Source organism: Vogesella mureinivorans (assembly GCF_007644035.1).
Classification (GTDB): domain Bacteria; phylum Pseudomonadota; class Gammaproteobacteria; order Burkholderiales; family Chromobacteriaceae; genus Vogesella; species Vogesella mureinivorans.
Genome location: NZ_VMTV02000134.1, coordinates 81,971 through 105,100, shown reverse-complemented (window position 1 = coordinate 105,100; position 23,130 = coordinate 81,971). Strand labels below are relative to the sequence as shown.

The window sequence follows — 23,130 nt, the reverse complement described above, 5'->3', positions numbered from 1 at the left end:
TACTTCCGCCCCTTGCCACACCACCCACCGCAGGAAGTACCAGATGAGTCTGTTGCCGCACCAGGTCGAGCTGCTCTCGCCCGCCAAAAACATCGATATCGGCCGCGAAGCCATCCTGCACGGCGCCGATGCCGTGTACATTGGCGGCCCCAGCTTTGGCGCGCGGCACAACGCCTGTAACAGCGTGGCCGACATTGCCCAGCTGGTGCAGTTTGCCCACCGCTACCACGCGCGCATCTTCACCACGCTCAACACCATTTTGCACGACGCCGAGCTGGACGCCGCACGCACGCTGATCTGGCAGCTGTACGACGCCGGCGTGGACGCGCTGATCGTGCAGGATATGGGCATCCTGCAGATGGACCTGCCCCCCATCCAGCTGCACGCCTCCACCCAGTGCGATATCCGCGATGCCGATAAAGCCCGCTTCCTGTCCGACGCCGGCTTTAGCCAGATCGTGCTGGCGCGCGAGCTCACCATCCCGCAGATCGCCAAGATCTCGCAGGTGGTAGGCGAAGGCGCCGACCCGGCCGCCATCGAATACTTCATCCACGGCGCGCTGTGCGTGGCGTTTTCCGGCCAGTGCTACATCAGCCACGCCGACAACGGCCGCAGCGCCAACCGTGGCGACTGCTCGCAAGCCTGCCGCCTGCCGTACACGCTAACCGACGAAAATGGCGGCGTGGTGGCGTTCGACAAACACCTGCTGTCGATGAAAGACAACAACCAGAGCGCCAACCTGGAAGCGCTGCTGGACGCCGGCGTACGCTCGCTCAAGATAGAAGGCCGCTACAAAGACGTGAGCTACGTGAAAAACATCACCGCCCACTACCGCCTGCTGCTGGACGAAATCTTCGAGCGCCGCCCCGAGCTGGCCCCGGCCGCCAGCGGCAGCAGCGAAATCTTCTTCACGCCCGACCCGGACAAAACCTTCCACCGTGGCGCCACCGACTACTTTGCCACCGGCCGCAAGATCGACATCGGCGCGTTCGACTCGCCCAAATTCGTAGGCGTGCAGCTGGGCACCGTGCACAAAGTGGGCGACGGCTGGGTGGAGATTGCCACCCCCGAGCAGATGAGCAACGGCGACGGCATCAACTTCATGAAAAAGCGCGACGTGGTGGGCATGCAGCTCAACACCGTCAAGCAAGTGGGCCACGTACCCGGCGGCCAGCTGCTGTGGCGCTGCGTCCCCAACGACCCCGCGCTGCTGGCTGGCCTGAAGCCCGGCACCGACATCAGCCGCAACCGCGACCACGCCTGGGAGCTGGCGCTGCTGAAAAAATCCGCCGAGCGCCGCATCGGCGTGTGGGCCACGCTGGCCGACACCGCAGACGGCCTGACGCTGACCCTCACCGACACCGACGGCTGTAGCGCCACCGCTGCGGCCAACGTAGCGCTGGAGCCGGCCAAAGACCCCGCCCGCGCCGAAAGCAGCCTGCGCGACGCCGTAGCCAAGCTGGGCAACACCCTGTTCCACGCCCACGACGTGGCGCTGCAGCTGGCGCAGCCGTGGTTTGTGCCCGCCTCGGTCATCAACGGCCTGCGCCGCGACGCGGTAGAACAGCTGGAAGCCGCCAGGTTGGCCGCATGGGCCCGCCCGCCGCGCAAAGCCGAGCTGCAGCCGGCACCACGCTTCCCCGAACAAAACCTGAGCTACCTGGCCAACGTATACAACGCGCTGGCGTGGGACTTCTACAAAAAGCACGGCGTGGAAGTGATCGAGCCGGCCTACGAAGCGCATCAGGAAGAAGGCGAAGTCAGCCTGATGATCACCAAGCACTGCCTGCGCTTCTCCTACAACCTGTGCCCCAAGCAGGCCAAGGGCGTGAAGGGCGTGATGGGCCAGGTACGCGCCGACCCGATGGTGCTGAAATCCGGCGATGAAACCTACACGCTGAAATTCGAGTGCCGCCCGTGCGAAATGCACGTGATGGGCAAAATGAAAAAGCACATCCTGAAAACCCCGCCGCCAAGCGACATCCCCGCCACCGCGCCGATCACCTTCTTCAAGCAGCGGCCAGCGTCGTAAGCGGGCCTGCGGCCCAATGCCAGTCAGTTAGCCGAATGTGTTTGGCCATACAGCAGCAGGGCGTGAGTGAAGCGCCCCATCCCGTTGGCGCGAGCCGGTCAAAATAGTGCGCCCCAGGTTTTAAGACGCCGATTTGTTTGAGCCCCGAGCCGTTAGCGAGGGGCGAGTTCGGCGGCGCCTGGGGCGTGCCATTTTGACCGGGGTTTCGAGCAGCCCCGGGTTGCGGGGGAATGAAAAGGGGGCGGCAATCCGCCCCCTTTCCCGTTTGCCGGGCGGAACCGGCATGTAAATATCGTCCGCATAGCGGACACACTATGCACGCTTCAGCGCAACAAACCCCTAGCCCAAAAAATGCCAGTCTGCATTAACTGACAGGCATGAAGCCCGCGGCCAACCTTGGCCGCAGGGCAGGGCGCAGACGCATCACAAACGTACAAGGGCAAGCCCGATGGCTTGCCCTTTTGTCATGACTTAACGATATGATGCGGGGGTAGTTTGGATAAAAACCAGCGACCGAGCCCACCATGCTTGCATGGCTGCATCGCCATCAGGAATAAAACCGCCATGCCCGACACCTTTTTCGATCGCGCCAACGACCACTGGCAACAGTACACGCTGCCATGGCTGGCACAGCTGGACGCCGGCCACCATGCCGGGTGTTGGCACACCGCCGCCGCCAGCCTGCAACAGGCCATCACACTGGCCGACTGGCAAGCCGCCCTGCAAGCGCTGCCACCGCGACAACTACGGCAACTCTTGGCTTGTCAGCACTACCGGCAACCGCCCGCTGCCGCACCGTGCTGGGTTTACCAATGCATCAGCGGCAACGATGAGCACGCCCACCGGCAGGAAACCCTGACCCTGCAACAGCAAGCCGACGGCAGCTGGCAAGTGGCCGGCTACTTTGTCCACTCCGCAGACGAGCAGCAGGGCTGAACCCGGCGCCGCCCACGATCAGGCGTTACACGGGATGCGGCCAACCTTGGCCGCGCACCAAGCTGCTACCATGCCGCATCATTTCCCCATCACACCCCTACCGCATGACACCTATCGATCGCCTGATTGCGCTGGCCGACGGCCAGGTTTTTGTCCGCCGCTGGCCGGTAGCCGGCAGCACGCTGGCGCCGATTGTGCTGCTGCACGATTCGCTGGGCTGCGTGGCGCTGTGGCGGGATTTCCCCGCGCAGCTGGCGGCGGCCAGCGGGCGCGACGTCATCGCTTACGACCGGCTGGGCTATGGCCAGTCCAGCCCGCGCCTGGCGCCGGCGCAGCCGGACTTTATCGAGCAGGAGGCAAACACCCGGCTGCCGGCACTGTTGGCCGCGCTGGGGCTGGCGCGCTACGTGCTGTTTGGCCACAGCGTGGGCGGCGGCATGGCGCTGACGCACGCAGCGCACGCCACGGGCTGTGTAGCGGTGGTATCGGAATCGGCGCAGGCCTTTGTGGAGGCGCGTACGCGCGAGGGCATCGTGGCGGCCAAGGCGGGGTTTGCCGAGCCGGCGCAGTTTGCGCGGCTCACACGCTGGCATGGCGAACGGGCGCGCTGGGTGCTGGATGCGTGGACGGAAACCTGGCGGCTGCCGGTGTTTGACCACTGGTCGCTATCGCCATGGCTGGCGCGGGTGCGCTGCCCGGTGCTGGCGATCCACGGCGACCTGGACGAGTTCGGCTCGCACGCTTTCCCGCGCCGCATTGCCGCCGAGGTGGCGGGGCCTGCCCAGTTGCTGTTGCTGGACAGCTGCGGCCACGTGCCGCACCGCGAGCAGCCGCAGGTAGTGCTGGATAGCGTGTGCGGCTTCTTGCTGCAGCACGGGGTAGCGTAAGCGGCCCGCCAGTTTGCGGCGGCACCCCACGCCCGGCCTTGATCGTGTTTCCCGATCAGATTGGCAGGCGATGCGGCCAACCTTGGCGGCAGAGCAGGGCGCAGGCGCATCACAAACGTACAAGGGCAAGCCAGATGGCTTGCCCTTGTGCTTTGGTGCATCGGTGTGATTTTGGCTTGCCGCTGGGTGCTGTGCGCAGCCCGGCAGCGCGACGAAAACTCTTCTGGCTAAGCTGTGTCAGAAGCACAAGAGAAGATGAACCATCTTGAGGGCGGGCGATCACCGGCTGTCGAAAGAGGGGGTGAGCCTGGGCTGGTTCTCGTCTCGCAGGCGAAAACGTCAGGAAATGGGTGTATCAGGTGCGGCCCGGGGATACGTTTATCCACGCACGCGATGACGCTTTCCATGACGAGCCGCCAGCCCCGATCCATAGCCATGCCGCCAGTCATTGCAGCAGGTCGTTGTTCGGGGTGTTTCGCACTGGCATGGGCGAGTGGGCGCTCACTATTCACTCAGGCTTTACGCTCGGCCAAGTTTGCCATCACCCAGCTTTCCAACCCTAAGGAGCCATAATAATGAAAGTTAAAGCTTACGCACTGACCGCAATGGTTGCGCTAACTTCCAATATTGCCATTGCCAATCAGCCAGTCGTTGTCAACCAGGCAATAACAGAAAAAGAAGCGCTTGCCGCACAGCAGGCTTGGTGTAGTGCGCTGATTAATATTAATGCCACATACGAAAAAGAAGGCATAACGGCAGCAAAAGCTTTAGCCGAGCAAGTCATAGATTCTGCATACGCCTACCAGATGGGGGCCGTGCTCTTCAAGCCAACGCTCACCGTCAACCCTCAAACATTCCGCCCGACCCGTGCCGGGGCCTTGTCCTACTTCGTCGGTAACGACCCATCCTTCCCCCAGGACACCGGATTTGCCCTGAAAGGCTGGAAAAAATGCGAACCCGTCAATGCTGCCATTTTCCTTGATGGCAATAGTGCCATCACCATGGGTAAAGTTCACTTTACCGACAAGGCTGGCAAAATAACCACCGTTGATAAAACATGGGGTTATGTTAAAGATGATGCGGGGAACCTGCGTATTAATCTTCACCACTCGTCGCTAGAATACCAAAGCAAATAAATGTGCTAAATGCCCTGTCAATGGCGATACCAGGGCATACACATTCAATCAAGCCGATGCCGCTTCGCGGCACGGCTTGATTTTCTAGCCACAATCGGCTGATTAATGATTATCTGCGCCATTCAGTCGTGCTGGGCTGCATAAAATGAAACCCGCCATGTAGCGCAGTTTCACATAAACCTTGTGCGGTATGACACCAGGCGTAGCCCGGTCAATGTCGGGCTGCGCTACGTGCAATTCACCCTATTTTGCTAGCCGCTACCAGCCCGCGCCATCGGCAAAATGCTCGCCCAGAAAATCCACAAAGCAGCGCACCTTGGCCGACAGCCCCAGCCGCTGCGGGTACAGCGCCCAGATATCGGCCGGCGCGCCGTGCCAGCCCGGCAGTACACGCTGCAGGCGGCCGCTGTGCAGGTAGGGGGTGACGTCCCATAGCGAGCGCAGCAGCACGCCGTGGCCGTCCAGCGCCCAGTTCACCACCGTTTCGCCATCGTTGCTGGACAGCACGCCAGCCACTTTGACCGTTTGTACCTGGCTGCCGCTGTGCAGTACCCAGTTGCCCCAGGTGTCGTCGTTTTCGCGCACCACCAGGCACTGGTGGGCACGCAGGTCGGCGGGGTGCTGCGGGGCAGGGTGCTGCGCCAGGTACAAGGGCGAGGCACACAGGATGCGGCGGTTGGCCGCAATGCGCCGGGCGCAGATGCGGGCATCCGGCGGCGGGCCAAAGCGGATGCTTACGTCAAAGCTGCCCTCGCTCAGCGCCGGCATGCGGTCGCTCAAGTGCAGCTGTACTGCCACTTGCGGATAGCGGCGCACAAAGGCCGACACCAGCGGCGCAATGTGGCGGCGGCCAAAACCCAGGGTGGCGTTCACGCGCAGCAGGCCCTGCGGCGCGCCGCTGCTGGCCATCAGCTCGCCTTCCAGCTCGCCCAGCTCCGCCAGCAGGGGTTGGCCGCGCGCCAGGTAGCGCTCGCCTTCCGGTGTGAGCGCCAGGCTGCGCGTGGTGCGGTTGAGCAGGCGCACGCCGAGGCGGCGCTCCAGGGCGGCCAGACGGCGGCTAGCGGCTGGCGGGGTAATCCCCAGCTGCTGGGCGGTGGCGGTGAGGCTGCCGCACTGCATCAGGCGGCAGAAAAATGCCAGGTCGGCGATGGGGTCCATTTGTGCACTCAGCTTAATAATGGCTTGTTTATGGCGAAATTATAGCCAGCCATGGCCGGTATACACTGCACGCCTTGTCTTGAATGAATGGGGCACGTCATGCAGCTGGATCTGGTTTCTACCCTGGGTGCCGTTACGCTGGGCGCCGCATTGGGGGGCTTGGGCGGCCTGCTGGGTATCGGTGGCGGCATTCTGGCCATACCGCTGCTGGGCGGGCTGTTTGGCATGAGCCAGACGCTGGCGCAGGGTACGGCGCTGGTGATGATGGTGCCCAATGTGCTGCTGGGCTTCTGGCGCTACCGCCAGCGCAGCCCGTTTCCGCTGCTGCTGGCGGTGCGCATTGGCGCGTTGTCCATTGTGGCCACCTGGTTGGCCGCACGGCTGGCGCTGGGGCTGGACAAGGCGCTGCTGCGCCAGGTGTTTGCCGCCTTCATGCTGGCGCTGGGTGGGTATTTCTGGCGGGCGGCGGGGCAGGCGGTAGCGGCCAACAGCACGCCGTGGCCTGCGCGCTATCTGCCGGGGGTGGGGCTGGTCGGCGGGGCGTGTGGCGGTTTTTTTGGGGTGGGCTCGGGCATTGTGGCCGCCCCCATCCTGGTACGCGGCTTTGGCAAAAACCAGGCCGAGGCACAGGGCCTGGCGCTGGCACTGGTGGTACCGGCAGCGCTGGTGGCGCTGGGTAGCTATGGCCAGGCCGGGCAGGTGGACTGGCCGCTGGGCCTGGCGCTGGCGCTAGGCGGCGTGATGACGGTATCGCCCGGCGTAGCACTGGCCTACCGCCTGCCAGCGGCGCTACTGCGGCGGCTGTTTGCACTGATGCTGTGGCTCACGGCGGGGCTGACGCTGTGGCTGGCCTGACCCCAAAATCATCAAAATGAATGATGTCAGGGCGTAGGCAGTTGCATAGCATGAGCACACCACCACTTTTGTACTGCCTGTCATGCATACCACGCTGTTGTTTGCCGGGGCCCGGCCATGAGCCTGCTCTCGCTACTGTTACTGTTCCTGATGCCTGGCCTGCTGTTGCTACTGGTCGTGGCCTATACGGTACGCAACCTGTGCCAGGGGTATGCACAGCCGCTGCCAGACCGCACGGCGTATGCCTGGCGCTACCCCGGCACCATACGCGGCGGCGTGGTGCACTGCTACCACTGCCATTGCTCCCGCTTGGCCAAACGTAGCCATGGCTGCGGCCAACAGCTGCACTATTGCAGCCTGTGTGGTACCGACTTGTTTGTCAGCTAGCCAACACGATTTATACAAAACGGGTACATTTTGGTGTAAAAAATTACAAATGGGAGCTTGCTAAGCTATGCTGCGATAAAAACTGCACACATCGCTATGGCTCGCCTACAGCTAGAACAACTTTCCCCCCTGATTGCCGAACTCTATGCCAGCATCGCCACCCCGGCAGCGCTGCCCTTGGCACTGCACCAGCTGGAAAGGCTGCTGGATGTTGATCTGATTCACCTGATGATCAATAGCAACGATCAGCGCCATACGCTACTTAATGTCTATACCAACGGCGCCTTCCTGCCAGCCGCTGAAAGCTACGAGCAACACTACTCCGGCATCGACCCGCGCAAGGCCTTGTTACGCCAAAAACCGGTAGGCGAGGCGTACTGCTGCGCCGAATATTTTGATGATGCCTTTGTCTCACGCAGCGCGCTCTATCAAGAGTGGCTGATTCCGTATGGCGGGCGTTACGTGGGTGGTGGCTGCGTGATGCGTAACCAGCAACAGAATGCCCACCTGGCGTTTCACCACTTTCTGGGCCGCAAGCCGTTTGACCAGGACAAGATGGCCGTGATCAAACTGCTGTTGCCGCACGTGGTGCAAATGCTGCAGCTACGCGAACAGACACAGGCGCTGCGCGAACGCGCGGCTATTGGCCTGCACGCCCTGGAGCACCTGCAATACGGCGTGGCAGGGCTGGGGGAAGAGGGCGAGCTGCGCTATGCCAACCGCCAGGCCGAGGCCCTGCTGCCGCAGCTGGCAGACGACGTACGGCCCGGCGGCCTGCTGCGCGACGGCCGCTTGTACCGGCTGCTACAACAATGCCGGCTACTGGGCCATGCCGTGAGCTACCGCCAGCCACAGGCTAATGGCGCGCTGCACTGCCTGCTGCTGCCAGTCAGCCGCCACGTCATGTGGCTACCCGAAACCGACTGGGGCAGCTACCACACCCGTTATCTGCTTATCCTCAACAATACCCGCCAGCACCGGGTGGCCCCGGCCAGCCAGCTGCGCGAGCTGTTTGGCCTCAGCCCCGCCGAAGCCCGGCTGGCGCATGCGCTGGGCAGCGGCCAGACGGTAGAACACTACGCTGCGGCCAACTGCGTGTCGGTGAATACCGTGCGTACCCAGCTACGCCAGGTACTGCAGAAAACAGGGGAAAGCCGCCAGCCCGACCTGATCCGCATGCTGATGCTGATCCCCCCGCTGTAAGCGCGTGGGCACGCTCCGGCTTGCCACCCATAGACAACACGGCAAGCCGCTGTAGCCGGCCCTAGCGCAGCGGCAGCCTGCTGCCGTGGTCTTTCAGCGTTTTCATGATGATGTAAGAACACATATCGCGCATGCCGGGCAGCTTGTTAAGACGGTTCACCATAAAGTCGGAAAACGCCGCCAGGTTGGCCGCACGAATGTGCAATACATAGTTGCAGCTGCCGGTGACCACGTGGGCGGCGCTCACTTCGTCAAAAGCCATCACCTCGGCCTGAAAGGTTTCATGCCAGCCCGGCTGACTGTGGTCCAGCGTAACGTGCACGATGGCATTGAGCTCGAAACCCAGCCGGGCTGCGTCCAGCCGGGCGTGGTAGCCGGCAATCAGGCCGGCATCTTCCAGCGCGCGCACGCGGCGCAGGCAAGCCGATGGCGACAGCGCCACGCGTTCAGCCAGGTCCTGGTTGCTGAGACGGCCGTTGTCCTGTAGCGCAGCCAGAATGCGCCAATCCAGAGTATCCAGTTGCATGGTGAATTTTCTGCGGTAAATAGTAGCTTTTACACACTATCCTGCGAAAACCTGGCCCGCAAGTACTGGTGTTTGCTATTTTCTGTACCGCCCGGCGGCCTAGCATAAACAGGTCTTCCACCCACGCCGGCCCTGCCGGCAAGCGAGTCCCCACATGATTACCCGAGCACACTGCCAGGCAGCCGATGCCCTGGATACGCTGGCAGGTTTTCGCCAGCAGTTCGCCCTGCCACCAGGCGTGATCTACCTGGATGGCAATTCTCTGGGCGCCCGCCCGCACAGTGCGCTGCAGCGCAGCCAGCAGGTGGTGGCGCAGGAGTGGGGCGACGGCCTGATACGCAGCTGGAACGATGCCGGCTGGTTCGACCTGCCTGCACGCCTGGGCGACAAGCTGGGGCGGCTGATCGGCGCTGCGCCGGGCGAAACGGTGGTAACCGATAGCACCTCGCTCAACCTGTTCAAGGCCCTGGCGGCGGCGCTGCGCATCCAGCAGCAAGACCGGCCGGTGCGGCGGGTCATCGTATCGGAACGCGATAATTTCCCCACCGATCTGTACATGATCGAGGGCCTGATGGACTTGCTGCAGCAGGGCTACAGCCTGCGCCTGGTAGACGAGCAGCTGCCGCTGGAAACCGCACTGGATAGCGATGTAGCCGTGCTGCTGCTCTCGCACGTGAACTACCGCACCGGCGCCATGTACGACATGGCCGCCGTCAACGCCCGGGCCCGTGCCAACGGCACGCTAACGCTATGGGACCTGGCGCACGCAGCGGGTGCGGTACCGGTAGACCTGAACGCCAGCGGTGCCGACTTCGCCGTAGGCTGCACCTACAAATATCTGAACGGCGGCCCCGGTTCACCAGCCTTCATCTGGGTGGCGCCTGCGCACCAGGGCCGCTTCTGGCAGCCGCTATCGGGCTGGTGGGGCCACCAGCAGCCGTTTGCCATGCAGCCGGCCTACCAGGCCGCCAGCGGCATACGCCGCTTTCTGTGCGGTACGCAACCAATCAGCGCACTGGCCATGGTGGAATGCGGGCTGGACATCGCCCTGCAGGCGGACATGCACGCTATCCGTACCAAATCGCTGGCGCTGGGCGACCTGTTCATCACGCTGGTGGCGCAGCAGTGCGGCCAGCACCCGCTCACGCTGATTACCCCGCGCGAGCACGCCGCACGCGGCAGCCACGTCAGCTTCTGCCACCCGCACGGCTACGCGGTAATGCAGGCGCTGATTGCACGCGGCGTGATAGGCGACTACCGCGAGCCGGCGGTGCTGCGCTTTGGCCTGACACCGCTATACCTGAGCCATACCGATATCTGGGATGCGGTGGCCATTCTGCAGGACATCCTGGACAGCGAAAGCTGGCGCCAGCCGCAGTACCAGCAGCGTGCCGCGGTGACCTGAGCCTGCGCGTGCGGCCAACCCTGGCACCCGGCACAAGGTTGGCCGCAATAATCTACAAGCGCACCGCGGTGATTTGCGCTATCAGTAAGGCATGACTGCTGCTGCCTCCACTATCCGCTACTGGCAAACCCCGCTGCTACCCGGGGTGGAGCTGTGCCGCGCGCGCCATCTGGATTTCAGCTACGGCCGCCACGTGCATCTGGACTACCACATCGGCCTGGTGCAGTACGGCGGCCAGCGCTTTATCCACAAGGGCAATAGCCACGCGCTGGTGGCCGGCACGCTGTCCACCGTGAACCCGGACGAGGTGCACGACGGCCTGAGCCTGCTGCCGGAAGGCTACGAGGTGCGGGTGTTTTCGCTACCACCAGCCCAGCTGGCCGCGCTGCTGCCGCAAGCCGAAAACCGCTTTTTTGCCGCGCCGCTACTGGCCCGGCCCGACCTGTACGCCGGCTTTGCCCGCCTGCACGCCTGGCTGGAGCAGCCCGCCACCGACCCGCTGCAAGCAGAAGAAGAAGCACTGCGCCTGCTGGCCACGCTGTTCAGCCTGCCGGGCCAGCCGCACAGCTTGTCTACACCACAGCTGCAACAGCTGCGCGACTACCTGATGGCGCAGCTGGACGCCCGTCATACGCTGGAAGACCTCGCCACCCAGCTGGGGCTAAGCCGCTTTGCCTTCTTGCGCCAGTTCAAACAGCGCACCGGCATTACCCCGTATGCCTGGCTCAAACGCCTGCGGCTGGAGCAAGGCAAAAAGCTGCTGGCCTGCGGCCTGCCGGTAAGCGAGGTGGCGCTGGCGGTGGGCTTTTTTGACCAGAGCCATTTTCACCATGGCTTTCGCCTGGCCTACGGCCTGACCCCGGCGCAGTTTCGCCAGCAGATGGCGGGCAGCCTGGCGCGCTAGCGGCCCTAATGCGGCCCCGGCAGCGGGGCATGCGGGGGCACGGGCACCACGACCCAGCCCGGCGCCGGTGGCGGGGCGCTGGCCGGGGCCACAGGTAGCACATACCAGCCCTGCTGTGCGGGCGCGGGCGATGCATACCACGGCGGGGCATGGCCACTGCGCCAGGCCGCCGACGAGGCGGTTTCTGCGGTATGGCCCTTGGCCACCATGCACTGCTGGTACGCCAGGTTGTAGTGGTATTGCTGGCGCGCCTCGTCATCCTGGCTGGCCTGCCCGGACACCACGCCCGCCACCACGCTATTGGCCACCGCAGGCGCAGCCACTGCCTGGCCGCCTTGCCTGGCGGCGTGGCGCCGGCAGCGTGGCTCATCCAGCAAGAATTGTTCGAAGCTTTGGCGCTTGCCCGGCATCACGCTCACCGTGGGTACCCGTGCGGGCGGCGGTACCGTGGCAGCGCAGGCGGCCAGCAGCGCTACCGGCCAGAGCATGGGTAAAACGGCGTTCATTGTGTGTCTCCTGCGGCATCGCCAGCCCCACAGTGTGCGGCGCCTGTGTATCGGCGGTTTGTCTGCCTGGCATACAGCCGGAAACATGCGGCAACACAAGCCCGCTGCCTGCGTGCAATGGTTTACAAGCCAAGGCCACCACGGTGCTTGCACACTGGGCGCCCTGACTGAACCGTGGAACACACCATGCCTGCCGAACTGTTTTTTACCCTGGGTGCGCTGCACCTGGTGATGCTGGCCAGCCCCGGCCCCGACTTTGCGCTGATGCTGCGCACCTGCCACGACCGCGTACTGGCGCTGGGCGCGGCGCTGGGCATTGCGCTGGCGATCTTGCTGCACAGCTTGCTGAGCCTCACCGGTATCAGCCTGCTGGTAGCCAGCGCGCCATGGCTGTTCAATGCCATCAAGCTGGCGGGGGCGCTGTACCTGGGCTGGCTGGCCTGGGGCGCGCTGCAGGCGGTACGGGCGGGCGCGGGTAGCAGCCAGCACAGCAGCCGCCGTGGCCAGGGCAGCCTGGGGCAGGGGCTACGCATGGGGCTGGCGACCAACCTGCTGAACCCGAAAGCCCTGGTGTATTTCATGGGTTTGCTGGCGGCCATGGTGTCGCCACAGGTCGGCATGGGCAGCCGGGCGCTACTGGCGGCCGAGCTATGCCTGCTGTCGCTGCTGTGGTTTGGCGTGCTGGCGCTGTGCCTGTCCACGCCGCGCGCGCAGGCCCTGCTGGCGCGCAGCCAGCGGGCAGTCAATGCGGTGACGGCACTGCTGTTTGGCTTGGTAAGCATCGCCATCCTGCTGGAGCTGGCCGGCGGGCTAGCGAGCATGGCAGGCTAAGCGGCCACAATTGCGGCCAACCTTTGCCAGCAATGCCTGCCATGGCAAGCCACCGCTATCGAACCGGCACGCAAGCTTGCCGCCAGACCATGCAGGCCAAATAATGGGTGCCCACCATCACGCGGCCATGCCGCACGGGCCCCACCATGTATAGCGATGACGACCTGAACGCCGCCGTAAACGCCGGCATCTTCAGCCAGGATGCCGTGCGCGACTTCCGCAGCCTGGTAGCACAGCGCCAGCACACCATGCTGGCGGATGAAGAACACTTCCGCCTGCTGTCCGGCTTTAACGATATTTTTGTGGTGATCGCCTGCATCCTGCTGCTGGGCTCGGTCGCCTGGCTGGGCAGCCTGCTGGCACCCGCCGCCGGTGCCGTGGCGGTCGCCGCCGTGGCGTGGGGGCTGGCCGAGTACTTTGTCCGCCGCCGCCGCATGGCGCTGCCGGCCATTGCCCTGCTGGGGGCCTTTGTGGCGGCCTGCCCGGTGGCCATCCTCGCGCTGCTGGGGCAGGAAAACCGGCCGGACGAGCTGATGGTGCTGGCCGGTGGCAGCAGTGCCGCACTGGCGGCCTGGCTGCACTGGCGGCGTTTTCGCGTGCCGCTTACCGTGGCAGCCGGTACTGGCGCACTGCTGGTGATGGTGATTGGCCTGCTGATCAGCGCCATGCCTGGCCTGCGGCTGTATGCCGCGCCCATGATACTGGCCGGCGGGGTGGCCACCTTTGCGCTGGCCATGTACTGGGACAAACAAGACCCGGCCCGCCTGCAGCGCCAGTCGGACGTAGCCTTCTGGCTGCACCTGCTGGCCGCACCGCTGATGGTGCATTCTTTCTTTGACATGCTGGGCATTTTGCAAGGCACTGCCGGGCTGCCGGCACTGGTGGTGGTGCTGGGGCTGTACGGGCTGTTTGCCCTGGTGTCGCTAGCCATCGACCGCCGCGCGCTGATGGTGTCGGCGCTGGCCTACGTGCTGTACGCCTTTAGCCACCTGCTGCAAACCGCGGGCCTGGCGGCCGATGGCTTTGCTGTAGCCGGCCTGCTGATCGGTGGCGGCCTGCTCACCTTGTCCGCCTTCTGGCAACACTGCCGCCGCGCCTTGCTGCCCCGCCTGCCCGCCGGGCTGGCACGCGGCCTGCCACCGTTGAAATAGGCACGGTCATGCGCAAACTCTGGCAACGCCTGTGGCGCGACCCGGCCACCCGCTGGCCGCTGCAAATGCTGTTGGTGCTGCTACTGCTGATGCTGGTGGTGTGGCTGTTCGAGCTGGACGCCCCGGTGGGCTACCAGCAGCCGCTCCCCACCGCGGGCAGCGTGGCCACCTAGGCCCGCGCGGCAGAGGACAAAGCCGGCGCAACTGGGGTAGGGTACAGGCTTGCCCATGACAGGAGCTTGCCATGCCAGGTCCCGCCCGCGCCGGCGCGCTGATCTACGCCCGCCATCTGCCACAGTTGGCCGCTTTCTACCAGCAGCTACTGGGCATGCAGCTGCTGCACGGCGATGCCGAGCACCAGGTGCTGGCCAACGCCGACTTCCAGCTCATCGTGCACGCCATGCCGCCACATATTGCGGCCAACGTGCACATCGACACCCCACCACAACCGCGTAGCGAACAAGCCATCAAGCTGTTCTTCACCGTGCCCAGCCTGGCCGACGCCGCACAGTTGGCCGCAGCACAGGGCGGGGCGCTGTACCGCGAACACTACCAGGGCCCCGGCTTTACCGTGTGCAACGGCCACGACCCGGAGGGCAATATCTTTCACCTGCGCGAAAACCACGCCGCGCAAGCCAGCCAGGAGCCCACATGCAACTAGACAACATCCCCTTCGGCACTACCGACTGGGCCACCATCCCGCGTACCGAACACCCCGGCGACAGCGGCACCGCCTGGTGGCGCACGGCACAGTTCGGCACCATCCGCGTGCGCATGGTGGAATACAGCCCCGGCTACCTGGCCGACCACTGGTGCCATAAAGGTCACATCCTGCTGTGCCTGAGCGGCGAGCTGCACACCGAGCTGGCCGACGGCCGCCGCTTTGTGCTGACACCCGGCACCAGCTATCAGGTAGCCGACCACGCCGAGCCGCACCGCTCGTCCACGCCGCTGGGCGCCACGCTGTTTATTGTCGATTAAGCCGCCAACCCGCACCGCCCGCTGCGGCCAACCTTGTACAGATAAAGCCATGTCATCCACCCACGACCTCATCACCCGCCACTGGGCGCTGGCCAATGCCCGCGACTGGGCGGTGTTTGCCAGCACGCTGCACCCCGGCATCGAATACCGCGTGCCGCAAACGCGCGAGCTGATACGCGGTATCGACGCCTTCGTGGCCTTCTACGCCACTTACCCGGGCAGCTGGACGGTGGCCATCACGCGGCTGGTCGCCGACGGCGACAGCGCAGTGACCACCACCGCGTTCCACGTGGAACAGCACACGCAGACCGGCATCGCCTTCTTCACGCTGAAAGACGGCCTGATCTGGCGCATAGAAGACTGGTGGCCGGAAGACTACAGCCCGCCAACGCGGCTGGTGGCGGTGGAACGCTACTGAAGCGCCGCATGAAAAAACCGCCCGGAAAGGGCGGTTTTGCCTGACAGACACGCAGCCGGTTCAGGCCACGTTGCGCACCCGTACGATGATATCCACCCGCTCCAGCGCGGTGCCGGGCGGCAGCTCGGGCAGGGGCCCGGCCAGCTGCAGCGACTGGTGTACGTCGGTGAGCTCGCCGGTATCGGCGTTGTAGCAGTGCGGGTGCGGTGCGGTGTTGGAGTCGTACACGCGCTTGCCGTTTTCCACCACCAGCTCCTGCACCAGGCCTTTCTGGCTGAACAGCTTCAGCGTGTTGTACACCGTGGCACGCGAGATATCCGGCGTGAGGCTGCCCACACGCTGCAGCAGCTCGTCGGCGCTCAGGTGGCAGTGCTCGGCAAACAGCTCGCAGGCAATCAGCAGGCGCTGGCTGGTAAGCGGTATACCGGCGTCGGCCAACTTGCGGGCAATATCGTGGTGCAGGGTCATGGTGTTTCAGGCCGGGTTTGCAGCCGGCCTGCCACTGGGGAAAGGGTTAGTTGAACGGCTTCGGCGCCGGGGTCTTGTCGCTGGACGGCGGCAGGATAGGCAGCTTGAAGTCAGGCTGCTTGCCGGTCAGCGTATGCAGGAAGGACACCACATCGTCCAGCTCCTGCTTGCTGAACTCGCGGCCCAGCTGCAGCTTGCCCATGGTATCCACGGCCTGATGCAGGGTGGCTGCCTCGCCATCGTGGAAGTACGGATAGGTCAGCGCCACGTTACGCAGCGTAGGGACCTTGAAGTTGAAACGGTCGGCGTCTTTGCCGGTCACCGCTACCCGGCCTTCGGCGGTATTGGTGGTGATGTAGGGTTTGACCAGGCCCATTTTCTGGAACGAGTTGCCGCCCACCGCCGGGCCGTTGTGGCAGGCCACGCAGCCGGCGGTCTTGAAGGTCTGGTAGCCGCGCAGCTCTTGCGCGCTCAGCGCCTTCTTGTTGCCCTTCAACCATTGGTCAAAACGCGAATCGGGCGTGACCAGCGTATCTTCAAAGGCCGCAATGGACTGTGTCACGCGGTCGATATTGACCTTGCCATCGCCAAATACCTGCTTGAACTCGGTAACGTATTGCGGAATCGAGGCCAGTACGTCTACCGCCAGCTCGTGGGTAAACGCCATCTCGCCGGGGTTGGCAATCGGGCCACCGGCCTGTTCTTTCAGGTCTTTGGCGCGGCCGTCCCAGAACTGCGCCAGGTTCAGGCTGGAATTCAGCACGGTAGGCGAGTTGATCGGGCCTTTTTGCCAGTTATGGCCAATGGACGTTTTCAGGTTGTCGGTGCCACCCATGGACAGGTTGTGGCAGGAGTTACAGGAAATAAAGCCCGAGCGCGACAAACGCACATCAAAGTACAGTTTCTTGCCCAGCTCGGCCATGGCAGGGTTTTTTACCTTTGCCGCCTTGATAGGCTGGATAGGCTCATTGGCCGGCGCGGCAGCCTGCACCATGGCAATACCCCCACCCAGGACGAAACAGGCACTGATAGCCAGTACGATTTTTTTCATGATGACGCTCCTTCATACATAGACAGAAAGGGCGGAAGGGTGGGGCTTCCGGTTTAGACTGTGTCTAAAAACTGAAACCAGTCTAAAGCGGTGAAAAAAAGCCAGTTTGATCGGGGTCAATTATCGAAGTGGTAGCAGTACAAAGCAGGAGTCACATGAAAAAACGCCACACACTGGCCGTGCCGCGGCCATTTCGCTACCTGTGGGCCACCCCCGCCAGCGCCATCGGCCTGCTGCTGGCGCTGCCGCTATGGCTGGCCGGTGGCCGCGCACAGCGGGTAAACGGCGTGCTGGAGGTGGCCGCCCCGGCGTGGCGCCCGCTCGCCCGGCTGCCGTTTTGCGCCATCACCCTGGGCCACGTGGTGGTGGGCATCAGCCCGGCGGTGCTGGCGCACTGGCGGCAACACGAGCATATCCACGTGCGCCAGTACGAGCGCTGGGGCGGCCTGCTGCTGCTGGCCTACCCGGTAGCCAGCCTGTGGCTGTGGCTGCGCGGGCGGCGCCCGTATGTGGATAACCCGTTCGAGCGCGAAGCGCGCGGCGAAACACGGCAGCGCGCACGCCGTGGGTGAAAGCGCGGCCAACTGCGCCTAAAATGCCGCCTTCACTTAGCGGGAGGCCGCCATGAGCGACAGCGTAACAATCGAAGACATCATCGTGGGCGAGGGCAAGGCCGCCGAGCGCGGCGCGCTGATTACCGCGCACTACACCGGCTGGCTGGAAGACGGCACCGAGTTCGACAGCTCGCAGCGCAAGGGGCAGCCGTTCGAGTGCATTCTCAGCAACAAACGCGTGATCCAGGGCTGGATCATCGGCCTGGCCGGCATGCGCGTGGGCGGCAAGCGCAAGCTGTGGGTACCGGCGGCGCTGGCCTACGGCGAGCGCCAGGTGGGCGACATGATTCCGCCCAACAGCAACCTGCTGTTCGAGATCGAGCTGCTCAGCGTGCTGACGCGCGACGACTAAGCCGCCGCCGCAACCAGCAGCAAAGCGCCGGACAGGTACGACAATGCGGTACAGGTCGTTGATTTTATTGGCCAGGCTCACTTGAAACCTGCCCGCCCGGCATCATCTGCATGGCATCCCCCACCGGAGACTGCCATGTCTGCCTACCAGCTCGCCCAGCTCAATATCGCCACCTTGCTGGCACCGCTCGACTCACCGCCGCTGCACGACTTTGCGGCCAACCTTGAGCGCATCAACGCGCTGGGCGAGGCCTCGCCCGGTTTTGTGTGGCGGCTAAAAGACGAGGGCGGCGACGCTACTGCCTTCCGCCCCTTTGGCGACGATGTCATCGTGAATATGTCGGTGTGGGACAGCATCGATGCGCTGGCCGACTTTGCCTACCGCAGCGAACACGTGGATTTCTTCCGCCGCCGCCGCGAATGGTTTGCCCGCATGGACACCCCCGCCCAGGTGCTGTGGTGGGTGCCACACGGCCACCGCCCCACGCTGGAAGAGGCCGCCGCCCGGCTGGCGCAGCTGGCACAACACGGCCCCGGCCCGGCCGCGTTTACCTTTGCCCGCCGCTTTGATGCGCCCATCGGCTAAGGTTGGCCGCACGCCGCCCCACATGCCATGATGCCGTATCGATAGTGCAGGAATGCCTTCATGCAGATACGCCCGTTTACCGACACCGATACCCACGCCGTCATCGCCCTGTGGCAGGCCTGCGGCCTGACGCGTCCGTGGAACGACCCGCTGCGCGACATCCAGCGCAAGCTCACCGTACAGCGCGAGCTGTTTCTGGTGGGCAAGGCAGGCGGCCAGCTGGTGGCCTGCGCCATGGCCGGCTACGACGGCCACCGTGGCTGGGTAAACTACCTGGCCGTGCAGCCCGGCGCGCAGGGGCTGGGCTATGGCCGCGCCATGATGGCGCATATCGAGGCCGCACTGCTGGCGCGCGGCTGCCCCAAGCTGAACCTGCAGGTACGCAGCAGCAACACCGCCGTGCTGGCCTTCTATCAGCAGCTGGGTTACGCGCAGGACGAAGCGGTAAGCCTGGGCAAGCGGCTGATCCCGGACGGGCCCCAGCCCTAGACGCTGGGCGTAAAAAAGCCGGCATCGCGTGCCGGCGTGTCGTATCGGGCAGGTCACTCACACCCGGTAAGCGCTGACCTCCTGCTGCATGCCGGCGGCGACTTGCTCCAGGCTGGTGGCCATGTTGGCCGCATGGCCTGCCGCACCGCTATTGGCTTCGGCCCCCTGCGCCACGGTTTCCACTTGCTGGGCAATGCTGTTGGTTGCCATGCTTTGCTCGCGAATCGCCTCGGAAATTTCCTGCACCACACGGGCACTGGCGTGTGCACCGGCCAGCAGCTGCGCAATGTTCTGCTGTGCCGAGCCGACACCCTGCTGACCGCGCCCTACCTGGTCTACCGCTTGTTCCATGCGGTTCACCACATTCGCGGTGACCTGCTGGATAGCGGTAATGATCTTGCCGATTTCCTGTGTCGATGCAGCGGTGCGTTCGGCCAGCTTGCGTACCTCGTCTGCCACCACGGCAAAGCCACGGCCACTTTCGCCGGCGCGCGCCGCCTCGATCGCCGCATTCAGCGCCAGCAGGTTAGTCTGCTCGGCCACATCCCGAATCACATTGACGACCGATTCGATACTCTTGCTGCGCTCGGCCAGCTGGCCGATCTCGTGCGCGGTGTCCGATACCGTACTGGCAATGCCCTGGATATCCGCCACCACCTGCACGATGGCCTGTTGCCCCAGGTTGGCTTGCCCGGCGCCTTCGGCCGACAAATTGTGCGCCTCGCGTGCGCGGTCGGCCACATGGCTCAGGCTGACCGTCATCTGCTCTACCGCCGCCGCCATATGGGCAGACGCATTGCTTTGCTGCGCCGAGCTGTCTGCCACACTGCCAGAGGCCTGCTGCAGCTGCTGCGTTGTAGACGATACCTCGGCAATGCCGCGCTTCATGTCTTGCAGGCTGTGCTGCAGCTTATCCAGCAGCGCGTTGAATGCGCTTGCGGTAGCGCCAATTTCGTCCTGCTGCGTTACCGCTACGCGGCGGGTAAAGTCCAGATCGCTGCTGATACCGGCCATGGCTTGCTGCATCTGGCGCAAGCCGTGCGAGATGGCCCGGCACAGCAGTGTGCCGCCCACCGCCATTGCCAGCAGCACCACGGCCAACGCAATCAGTAGCTCTGTCAGCGCACGATGAGCGGCCTGGCTATTGTCCTGCTGCAGGCGTTCAGCCAGTGTCCTGTTGTACAGCACGTGCTCGTCCATGGCCGCCACCAGCGCGTTGCCACGCCCTTGCAGCGCGCGCTGTACCGCCCCCGCCTGGTCACCATTACGCGACAGCGCCAGCGTATCTACCAGCCCGGCACGATACTCGCGCAAGCGCTGCTTTGACTGCTCTAGCAAACGCTTTTCTTCGGCATCGACCACCATGGGCTCGTAGGCCTGCAGCGACTTTTCAACCTCGTCCAGCCGTTTGCTGATGACCTGCTCCGCGGCCAGCTTGCCAGCAGCATCGGGCTGGGCCAGGTGTTTCCATACCTCATTGCGGGCCGACCAGGTCTGGTTCTGCGTTTTGGCCAGCAGCTCCACACTGGGCAAGATATTGCTGGTAAACGCATCAAAGCGTTCGTCAGCCTGGTTTAGCTTAAACACCCCAGCCAAACCGACGAGCACTACCACCACGGCACTACAGACAAACGCGACGATCAGTTTTGAAACAATTTTCATTGAACAACCTTTGGGGATATCGACAGGACGGAATGAAGCTGTGTAGTCACGCGCTTGGCTGGCGTGCTGTTTTTATTGCAATGCAGCACAAAGTCATGGCTCTTTTTTGTGCTTAAAGCCAAAAGAATATATCACAATGAAAAGTGTTCATTTCCCGTGTCAAACCGGGTTTACCCGGCCACCTTGCCACCCGCCACCCCAGCCCGTAGAATGCGCAGCTTTCGCTAGCAGGCGGATTGTTTTTTGAATTCAATGCTTTAAGGGTGATGTGTGTCTGATATCGAGCGCCTGGATACCTGGGTGAAATACAAAAACGGGCTGTGCAGCGACTGCATGGCGTCCTGTTGCAGCATGCCGGTAGAAGTAAAGCTGCCAGACCTGGTGCGCATGGGCATTGTGGACGAGTTCGAGCTGCAAGAACCGGTGAAGAACATCGCCAAACGTCTGGAAAAACAGCGCATCATCCAGCATTTCAACTTCAAGTACGAAGTATTCACCCTCAGCCGCCGCGCCAACGGCGACTGCATGTACCTGGACCAGAAAACGCGGCTGTGCACCATCTACGAACTGCGCCCCAACACCTGCCGTAACCACCCCAAGGTCGGCCCGCGCCCGGGCTACTGCGCCTATTCCAAAAACCCCAATCACGGCCGCCGGAGCACCTGATGAGCGACAAACCCGCCCCCAAAGACCCGCTGCAAGGCGTGACGCTGGAAGCCCTGCTGAACGAGCTGGTGGCACACCATGGTTGGCCGCAGCTGGGCCAGCTGGTAAAGATCCGCTGCTTCAACAGCGACCCCAGCATCAAGTCCAGCCTCACCTTCCTGCGCCGCACGCCGTGGGCGCGGGCCGAAGTCGAGGCGCTGTACATCCAGCTGAAAACTCCCAAACCCGCGCGCCCGCCACGCACCCACACCAGCCAGGGTAACGCCCCGCGCGTGCTGTTTGGCCGCAAGCCGGACGCCAGCTAAACCCTGCCCGGGCGGGCATATTGCCAGCCGGTAGCATGACAGCTACACAGCCGATACATTACTATTGATAACCATTATCAATAGATAAGCGTATTGTGATGACTGCCGCCTTGCTCCCGCCTGCCGCCACGCCACAACACTGGTTTGGCATAGACCTGCGCTGGGCCTACGCCGAGCTGCTATCGGCGCTGCGTCGCCAGTGCGGCTGCCCGCAACGTGCCCAGGATGCCCTGCACGACGCACTGTTGCGCTACGCCCTGCTACAGCACCGCAACCAGGTAGCCCAGCCGCAAGCCTACCTGCGCCGCGTAGCACACAGCACCCTGGCCGACCTGCAACGCCGCGATCAGCACTATGTCTTCGAGGCCGCGCCGGACGAACAGCGGCTGCCCGCCGCCCCCGACACCGCCGACCTGGCCGCGCTACGCCAGCGCCTGGCGCTGCTGCAGCACGTGATCAACACCCTGCCGCCACGCTGCCGCGAGGTGTTCTGGCGCGTGCGGGTAGAGGGCAGCAGCCAGCCCGAGGTCGCCGCCGCGCTGGGCATCAGCCTCAATATGGTAGAACGCCACCTGATACGCGCCATGCTGGACCTGCGCGCGCTGCAAGAGCAGGGCGCATGAGCGGGCTACGCGAAGAAGCGGCGCGCTGGTTCCTGCGCCTGCAAGCCCGGCCCGACGACGACAGCCTGCGCACCCGCTTTGAGGCCTGGCTGCTGGCCGACCCGCGCCACGCCCACGAATACCGCCAGTTCGATAGCCTATGGCACGGCCTGGCGCAGCCCGATACGCTGCAACAGCTGGCCCGCGCCGCCGAAACCCGCAGCCTGCAACGCCGCCAGCTACTCAAAGGCAGCGCCGCCAGCGTGCTGCTGGGCGTGGCCGGCTGGCGCTTGTGGGCCTGGCGCGACGCGCAGCCGCAATGGCAAACCACGCTAGCCAGCCGCCGCGCACCACTACGGCAAACCCTGCCCGACGGCAGCGTGCTCACCCTGAACGCCGCCAGCCGCGCCAGCGTGCGCTACCTGGCCGCCATGCGCCACGTGCAGCTGGACGCCGGCCGCGCGCTGTTTGACGTGCAGCGCGATAGCGAGCGGCCGTTTGTGGTCAGCACCCCGCTGGGCCAGGTCACCGTGCTGGGCACCCGTTTTGCCGTACAGCTGGACGGCCAGCAGCTGCATGTGGCGGTGGCCAGCGGCAGGGTAAAGGTTGGCCGCCACGCCGGCGACAGCCTGGCCGTACTGCAAGCGGGCGACTACCTGACGCTGGGGCCAGACGGTGCCGAGCGTACAGCGGCGCCGGCGGTAGACCCCTTCCTGTGGGCGCAAGGCACGCTGGCCTTCCACAACGCCACCCTGCAGCAAGTAGCCGCCACGCTGACACCGTACCGCCACCAAGCCATCCGGGTAGAAGCCAGCCCGCAGCTGCGCCTCACCGCCGTGGTACAGCTGCGCGACCTGTCTGCCTTCCTGCAGCGCCTGCCGCAGGTGCTGCCGGTCAGCCTGGTAGACACCCCCACCGCCACCGTGCTGCGCCAGCGCCGTTAAAAAAGTTGCGGCCAACACATCAGGGAAAACCGCCGGCCAAACGTCAGACACAGGACAGCCACCTGTAGCCGCCGCC

The 23,130-nt window shown here is 64.2% G+C and carries 29 protein-coding genes; 23 read left to right on the top strand and 6 right to left on the bottom strand.

The genetic code is table 11. The annotated features are described in order from the left end of the window. Nucleotides 1-43 precede the first annotated feature (43 nt). The 4 genes from FLQ44_RS03655 to FLQ44_RS03640 all read left to right on the top strand — a co-directional run bounded on the left by FLQ44_RS03655 (nucleotide 44) and on the right by FLQ44_RS03640 (nucleotide 4,991). Nucleotides 44-2,032, top strand: coding sequence for a peptidase U32 family protein (locus tag FLQ44_RS03655; protein ID WP_147693100.1), 1,989 nt, complete (start codon nucleotides 44-46; stop codon nucleotides 2,030-2,032). Between the two features lie 564 nt (nucleotides 2,033-2,596). Then, on the top strand, nucleotides 2,597-2,968 hold the full coding sequence (locus FLQ44_RS03650; protein WP_147693099.1) for a DUF4019 domain-containing protein: 372 nt from the start codon (nucleotides 2,597-2,599) through the stop codon (nucleotides 2,966-2,968). A gap of 104 nt (nucleotides 2,969-3,072) precedes the next feature. Further along, nucleotides 3,073-3,855: an alpha/beta fold hydrolase gene (locus tag FLQ44_RS03645; protein WP_147693098.1), complete on the top strand. Its 783-nt coding sequence runs from the start codon at nucleotides 3,073-3,075 to the stop codon at nucleotides 3,853-3,855. A gap of 575 nt (nucleotides 3,856-4,430) precedes the next feature. Beyond that, nucleotides 4,431-4,991: a metal-independent carbonic anhydrase family protein gene (locus tag FLQ44_RS03640; RefSeq protein WP_147693097.1), complete on the top strand. Its 561-nt coding sequence runs from the start codon at nucleotides 4,431-4,433 to the stop codon at nucleotides 4,989-4,991. Between the two features lie 258 nt (nucleotides 4,992-5,249). Here the strand turns inward: FLQ44_RS03640 and FLQ44_RS03635 are convergent, their stop codons facing one another. Beyond that, complete coding sequence (locus FLQ44_RS03635; protein WP_147693096.1) at nucleotides 5,250-6,149, bottom strand: LysR family transcriptional regulator; 900 nt, start codon at nucleotides 6,147-6,149, stop codon at nucleotides 5,250-5,252. Between the two features lie 99 nt (nucleotides 6,150-6,248). Here FLQ44_RS03635 and FLQ44_RS03630 point away from each other — a divergent pair, with 99 nt between their 5' ends. The 3 genes from FLQ44_RS03630 to FLQ44_RS03620 all read left to right on the top strand — a co-directional run bounded on the left by FLQ44_RS03630 (nucleotide 6,249) and on the right by FLQ44_RS03620 (nucleotide 8,594). Further along, nucleotides 6,249-7,004 (top strand): sulfite exporter TauE/SafE family protein, encoded by a 756-nt coding sequence (locus FLQ44_RS03630; protein ID WP_147693095.1) that lies wholly within the window; start codon nucleotides 6,249-6,251, stop codon nucleotides 7,002-7,004. A gap of 117 nt (nucleotides 7,005-7,121) precedes the next feature. After that, entirely contained in the window at nucleotides 7,122-7,391 is a 270-nt protein-coding gene (locus tag FLQ44_RS03625; RefSeq protein WP_147693094.1) for a hypothetical protein, read from the top strand. Between the two features lie 96 nt (nucleotides 7,392-7,487). Then, entirely contained in the window at nucleotides 7,488-8,594 is a 1,107-nt protein-coding gene (locus FLQ44_RS03620) for a helix-turn-helix transcriptional regulator (RefSeq protein ID WP_147693093.1), read from the top strand. Nucleotides 8,595-8,655: 61 nt separating this feature from the next. On the opposite strand, the gene FLQ44_RS03615 is transcribed toward FLQ44_RS03620, so the two are convergent. Continuing rightward, nucleotides 8,656-9,120 (bottom strand): Lrp/AsnC family transcriptional regulator, encoded by a 465-nt coding sequence (locus FLQ44_RS03615; RefSeq protein WP_147693092.1) that lies wholly within the window; start codon nucleotides 9,118-9,120, stop codon nucleotides 8,656-8,658. A gap of 154 nt (nucleotides 9,121-9,274) precedes the next feature. On the opposite strand from FLQ44_RS03615, the gene kynU reads away from it, so the two are divergent. Continuing rightward, nucleotides 9,275-10,525 (top strand): kynureninase, encoded by a 1,251-nt coding sequence (kynU, locus tag FLQ44_RS03610; RefSeq protein ID WP_147693091.1) that lies wholly within the window; start codon nucleotides 9,275-9,277, stop codon nucleotides 10,523-10,525. Nucleotides 10,526-10,616: 91 nt separating this feature from the next. Next, nucleotides 10,617-11,429: an AraC family transcriptional regulator gene (locus FLQ44_RS03605; protein WP_147693090.1), complete on the top strand. Its 813-nt coding sequence runs from the start codon at nucleotides 10,617-10,619 to the stop codon at nucleotides 11,427-11,429. Between the two features lie 5 nt (nucleotides 11,430-11,434). Here the strand turns inward: FLQ44_RS03605 and FLQ44_RS03600 are convergent, their stop codons facing one another. After that, on the bottom strand, nucleotides 11,435-11,935 hold the full coding sequence (locus FLQ44_RS03600) for a hypothetical protein (RefSeq protein WP_147693089.1): 501 nt from the start codon (nucleotides 11,933-11,935) through the stop codon (nucleotides 11,435-11,437). 186 nt (nucleotides 11,936-12,121) lie between these two features. Between FLQ44_RS03600 and FLQ44_RS03595 the strand changes: the two genes are divergently transcribed. The 6 genes from FLQ44_RS03595 (at nucleotide 12,122) to FLQ44_RS03575 (ending at nucleotide 15,316) form a co-directional block, all read left to right on the top strand. Continuing rightward, nucleotides 12,122-12,766 (top strand): LysE family transporter, encoded by a 645-nt coding sequence (locus FLQ44_RS03595; RefSeq protein ID WP_147693088.1) that lies wholly within the window; start codon nucleotides 12,122-12,124, stop codon nucleotides 12,764-12,766. A gap of 146 nt (nucleotides 12,767-12,912) precedes the next feature. Next, nucleotides 12,913-13,917 (top strand): hypothetical protein, encoded by a 1,005-nt coding sequence (locus tag FLQ44_RS03590; RefSeq protein WP_147693087.1) that lies wholly within the window; start codon nucleotides 12,913-12,915, stop codon nucleotides 13,915-13,917. An 8-nt stretch (nucleotides 13,918-13,925) separates the two neighbouring features. After that, the gene (locus FLQ44_RS23495) at nucleotides 13,926-14,090 is read left to right on the top strand and encodes a hypothetical protein (RefSeq protein ID WP_170252747.1); all 165 of its coding nucleotides are present in this window, start codon (nucleotides 13,926-13,928) and stop codon (nucleotides 14,088-14,090) included. Nucleotides 14,091-14,161: 71 nt separating this feature from the next. Continuing rightward, nucleotides 14,162-14,578, top strand: a complete 417-nt coding sequence (locus tag FLQ44_RS03585) for a VOC family protein (protein WP_147693086.1) — start codon at nucleotides 14,162-14,164, stop codon at nucleotides 14,576-14,578. Further along, on the top strand, nucleotides 14,569-14,898 hold the full coding sequence (locus FLQ44_RS03580; RefSeq protein ID WP_147693085.1) for a DHCW motif cupin fold protein: 330 nt from the start codon (nucleotides 14,569-14,571) through the stop codon (nucleotides 14,896-14,898). The genes FLQ44_RS03585 and FLQ44_RS03580 overlap by 10 nt, the downstream gene beginning before the upstream one ends. Nucleotides 14,899-14,947: 49 nt before the next feature. Then, entirely contained in the window at nucleotides 14,948-15,316 is a 369-nt protein-coding gene (locus FLQ44_RS03575) for a nuclear transport factor 2 family protein (RefSeq protein WP_147693084.1), read from the top strand. Between the two features lie 60 nt (nucleotides 15,317-15,376). On the opposite strand, the gene FLQ44_RS03570 is transcribed toward FLQ44_RS03575, so the two are convergent. Together FLQ44_RS03570 and FLQ44_RS03565 are read right to left on the bottom strand one after the other, a co-directional pair. Further along, nucleotides 15,377-15,784, bottom strand: a complete 408-nt coding sequence (locus tag FLQ44_RS03570; RefSeq protein ID WP_147693083.1) for a Fur family transcriptional regulator — start codon at nucleotides 15,782-15,784, stop codon at nucleotides 15,377-15,379. A gap of 46 nt (nucleotides 15,785-15,830) precedes the next feature. Next, complete coding sequence (locus tag FLQ44_RS03565; RefSeq protein ID WP_147693082.1) at nucleotides 15,831-16,835, bottom strand: cytochrome-c peroxidase; 1,005 nt, start codon at nucleotides 16,833-16,835, stop codon at nucleotides 15,831-15,833. Nucleotides 16,836-16,990: 155 nt separating this feature from the next. Here FLQ44_RS03565 and FLQ44_RS03560 point away from each other — a divergent pair, with 155 nt between their 5' ends. From FLQ44_RS03560 to FLQ44_RS03545, 4 genes are all read left to right on the top strand, one after another. Next, a complete protein-coding gene (locus FLQ44_RS03560) occupies nucleotides 16,991-17,407 on the top strand; it encodes a hypothetical protein (RefSeq protein WP_147693081.1) in 417 nt (138 codons plus the stop codon). 52 nt (nucleotides 17,408-17,459) lie between these two features. Continuing rightward, a complete protein-coding gene (locus tag FLQ44_RS03555) occupies nucleotides 17,460-17,801 on the top strand; it encodes an FKBP-type peptidyl-prolyl cis-trans isomerase (protein WP_147685334.1) in 342 nt (113 codons plus the stop codon). Between the two features lie 135 nt (nucleotides 17,802-17,936). Continuing rightward, nucleotides 17,937-18,386 carry a DUF3291 domain-containing protein gene (locus FLQ44_RS03550; RefSeq protein ID WP_147693080.1) on the top strand — a complete coding sequence of 150 codons (450 nt, stop codon included), beginning with the start codon at nucleotides 17,937-17,939 and terminating at the stop codon, nucleotides 18,384-18,386. 60 nt (nucleotides 18,387-18,446) lie between these two features. Beyond that, nucleotides 18,447-18,875 (top strand): GNAT family acetyltransferase, encoded by a 429-nt coding sequence (locus FLQ44_RS03545; RefSeq protein ID WP_147693079.1) that lies wholly within the window; start codon nucleotides 18,447-18,449, stop codon nucleotides 18,873-18,875. A 57-nt stretch (nucleotides 18,876-18,932) separates the two neighbouring features. Here FLQ44_RS03545 and FLQ44_RS03540 read toward each other — a convergent pair whose 3' ends face one another. After that, complete coding sequence (locus FLQ44_RS03540) at nucleotides 18,933-20,537, bottom strand: methyl-accepting chemotaxis protein (RefSeq protein ID WP_147693078.1); 1,605 nt, start codon at nucleotides 20,535-20,537, stop codon at nucleotides 18,933-18,935. A 270-nt stretch (nucleotides 20,538-20,807) separates the two neighbouring features. Between FLQ44_RS03540 and FLQ44_RS03535 the strand changes: the two genes are divergently transcribed. From FLQ44_RS03535 to FLQ44_RS03520, 4 genes are all read left to right on the top strand, one after another. Further along, entirely contained in the window at nucleotides 20,808-21,203 is a 396-nt protein-coding gene (locus FLQ44_RS03535) for a YkgJ family cysteine cluster protein (RefSeq protein WP_147693077.1), read from the top strand. Further along, entirely contained in the window at nucleotides 21,203-21,508 is a 306-nt protein-coding gene (locus FLQ44_RS03530) for a VF530 family protein (protein WP_147693076.1), read from the top strand. Before FLQ44_RS03535 ends, FLQ44_RS03530 begins: the two co-directional genes overlap by 1 nt. Nucleotides 21,509-21,606: 98 nt before the next feature. After that, on the top strand, nucleotides 21,607-22,131 hold the full coding sequence (locus FLQ44_RS03525; RefSeq protein ID WP_147693075.1) for an RNA polymerase sigma factor: 525 nt from the start codon (nucleotides 21,607-21,609) through the stop codon (nucleotides 22,129-22,131). Then, on the top strand, nucleotides 22,128-23,054 hold the full coding sequence (locus FLQ44_RS03520; protein ID WP_147693074.1) for a FecR family protein: 927 nt from the start codon (nucleotides 22,128-22,130) through the stop codon (nucleotides 23,052-23,054). Before FLQ44_RS03525 ends, FLQ44_RS03520 begins: the two co-directional genes overlap by 4 nt. Nucleotides 23,055-23,130 lie beyond the last annotated feature (76 nt).

Coding starts and splice junctions, on each gene's coding strand:
- FLQ44_RS03605 (WP_147693090.1), top strand. CDS start 10,617: ATGACTGCTGCTGCCTCCACTATCCGCTACTGGCAAACCCCGCTGCTA.
- FLQ44_RS03595 (WP_147693088.1), top strand. CDS start 12,122: ATGCCTGCCGAACTGTTTTTTACCCTGGGTGCGCTGCACCTGGTGATG.
- FLQ44_RS03640 (WP_147693097.1), top strand. CDS start 4,431: ATGAAAGTTAAAGCTTACGCACTGACCGCAATGGTTGCGCTAACTTCC.
- FLQ44_RS03525 (WP_147693075.1), top strand. CDS start 21,607: ATGACTGCCGCCTTGCTCCCGCCTGCCGCCACGCCACAACACTGGTTT.
- FLQ44_RS03560 (WP_147693081.1), top strand. CDS start 16,991: ATGAAAAAACGCCACACACTGGCCGTGCCGCGGCCATTTCGCTACCTG.
- FLQ44_RS23495 (WP_170252747.1), top strand. CDS start 13,926: ATGCGCAAACTCTGGCAACGCCTGTGGCGCGACCCGGCCACCCGCTGG.
- FLQ44_RS03585 (WP_147693086.1), top strand. CDS start 14,162: ATGCCAGGTCCCGCCCGCGCCGGCGCGCTGATCTACGCCCGCCATCTG.
- FLQ44_RS03580 (WP_147693085.1), top strand. CDS start 14,569: ATGCAACTAGACAACATCCCCTTCGGCACTACCGACTGGGCCACCATC.
- FLQ44_RS03630 (WP_147693095.1), top strand. CDS start 6,249: ATGCAGCTGGATCTGGTTTCTACCCTGGGTGCCGTTACGCTGGGCGCC.
- FLQ44_RS03540 (WP_147693078.1), bottom strand. CDS start 20,537: ATGAAAATTGTTTCAAAACTGATCGTCGCGTTTGTCTGTAGTGCCGTG.
- FLQ44_RS03620 (WP_147693093.1), top strand. CDS start 7,488: ATGGCTCGCCTACAGCTAGAACAACTTTCCCCCCTGATTGCCGAACTC.
- FLQ44_RS03650 (WP_147693099.1), top strand. CDS start 2,597: ATGCCCGACACCTTTTTCGATCGCGCCAACGACCACTGGCAACAGTAC.
- FLQ44_RS03520 (WP_147693074.1), top strand. CDS start 22,128: ATGAGCGGGCTACGCGAAGAAGCGGCGCGCTGGTTCCTGCGCCTGCAA.
- FLQ44_RS03655 (WP_147693100.1), top strand. CDS start 44: ATGAGTCTGTTGCCGCACCAGGTCGAGCTGCTCTCGCCCGCCAAAAAC.
- FLQ44_RS03550 (WP_147693080.1), top strand. CDS start 17,937: ATGTCTGCCTACCAGCTCGCCCAGCTCAATATCGCCACCTTGCTGGCA.
- FLQ44_RS03590 (WP_147693087.1), top strand. CDS start 12,913: ATGTATAGCGATGACGACCTGAACGCCGCCGTAAACGCCGGCATCTTC.
- FLQ44_RS03600 (WP_147693089.1), bottom strand. CDS start 11,935: ATGAACGCCGTTTTACCCATGCTCTGGCCGGTAGCGCTGCTGGCCGCC.
- FLQ44_RS03625 (WP_147693094.1), top strand. CDS start 7,122: ATGAGCCTGCTCTCGCTACTGTTACTGTTCCTGATGCCTGGCCTGCTG.
- FLQ44_RS03545 (WP_147693079.1), top strand. CDS start 18,447: ATGCAGATACGCCCGTTTACCGACACCGATACCCACGCCGTCATCGCC.
- FLQ44_RS03635 (WP_147693096.1), bottom strand. CDS start 6,149: ATGGACCCCATCGCCGACCTGGCATTTTTCTGCCGCCTGATGCAGTGC.
- FLQ44_RS03575 (WP_147693084.1), top strand. CDS start 14,948: ATGTCATCCACCCACGACCTCATCACCCGCCACTGGGCGCTGGCCAAT.
- FLQ44_RS03645 (WP_147693098.1), top strand. CDS start 3,073: ATGACACCTATCGATCGCCTGATTGCGCTGGCCGACGGCCAGGTTTTT.
- FLQ44_RS03615 (WP_147693092.1), bottom strand. CDS start 9,120: ATGCAACTGGATACTCTGGATTGGCGCATTCTGGCTGCGCTACAGGAC.
- FLQ44_RS03530 (WP_147693076.1), top strand. CDS start 21,203: ATGAGCGACAAACCCGCCCCCAAAGACCCGCTGCAAGGCGTGACGCTG.
- FLQ44_RS03555 (WP_147685334.1), top strand. CDS start 17,460: ATGAGCGACAGCGTAACAATCGAAGACATCATCGTGGGCGAGGGCAAG.
- FLQ44_RS03570 (WP_147693083.1), bottom strand. CDS start 15,784: ATGACCCTGCACCACGATATTGCCCGCAAGTTGGCCGACGCCGGTATA.
- kynU (WP_147693091.1), top strand. CDS start 9,275: ATGATTACCCGAGCACACTGCCAGGCAGCCGATGCCCTGGATACGCTG.
- FLQ44_RS03565 (WP_147693082.1), bottom strand. CDS start 16,835: ATGAAAAAAATCGTACTGGCTATCAGTGCCTGTTTCGTCCTGGGTGGG.